This window comes from Roseibacillus ishigakijimensis, from assembly GCF_016595415.1.
Classification (GTDB): Bacteria; Verrucomicrobiota; Verrucomicrobiia; order Verrucomicrobiales; family Akkermansiaceae; genus Roseibacillus; species Roseibacillus ishigakijimensis.
Genome location: NZ_JAENIO010000116.1, coordinates 1 through 803, shown reverse-complemented (window position 1 = coordinate 803; position 803 = coordinate 1). Strand labels below are relative to the sequence as shown.

Below are 803 nucleotides of genomic sequence, written 5' to 3'. Positions count from 1 at the left end.
AGCCCGGACCGTTTTATGCCCTTGACAAATCATCAACCATATCAACGTCATAGCTCACCTATCCCTGACCATGGGGCGAGCGTAGACTGTGGGTTAATGGTTGAATTGGTCATAAAACGTAACATCGGGGCGGGTCAGGGATTAGGTGCAGCGCCTTGTTATCTCAGTGGTTCTTGCTCGTCGACCCATGGCTTGTAGGCGCTGGGAAGCACACCTTTGGAAGCGGAGCCAAGACCATCTGTCCAATCAATCTCATCCAATGGCTTCGAATGAGATTCGCGTCCGCCACTACCCGAGTAGAGATCCATATTAAGGTTGCTGTCGGAAACCGAAACGCTTCCGAAATACAGAGGATACGGTCGACCCGCACAGGTGGCTTTCCACGAATTAGCGTTGACACGAATGATCATGCAGGAATCGAAAAGGTAGAAGCAGTCATCTTCTGCGTTGAAGAAAAGGCGCCCGTTCGTCGTGAAGAACCGCTTTACTCCACAAATCGGCTCGGAAGGGATGAATTCGACGTGTTCAGCCCCCATGTGATGCTCACCGGCATTCTGAATCGAAATCGACTTCCCGTTGGGCGCTTCGACTACGCTCTCATGGAACAATGGCAGAGTCATTTTTAGAGATAACAGTGTTTATTAGTATGACGATGCTGCGATAGGAGCAGGACGGTTTTTGGTTCCAGGCGATTTTTTGGCGGGCGTGGGGGGCTTGGTCTTAATCATTTGTGAGAAATTCTGATTCAGGAGGCAAATTACTGGTTCCCCGAATTTTTTACAAGCTGAAAAGAATCGTTATCG

General features: G+C 49.4%; 1 protein-coding gene. It reads right to left on the bottom strand.

Annotated elements, in window-relative coordinates; genetic code table 11:
* Positions 1-158: 158 nt before the first annotated feature.
* Positions 159-620 carry a hypothetical protein gene (locus JIN78_RS16805; protein ID WP_200393155.1) on the bottom strand — a complete coding sequence of 154 codons (462 nt, stop codon included), beginning with the start codon at positions 618-620 and terminating at the stop codon, positions 159-161.
* Positions 621-803 lie beyond the last annotated feature (183 nt).

Excerpts from the sequence above, each read along its gene's own strand:
- JIN78_RS16805 (WP_200393155.1), bottom strand. The coding sequence starts at position 620 with ATGACTCTGCCATTGTTCCATGAGAGCGTAGTCGAAGCGCCCAACGGG.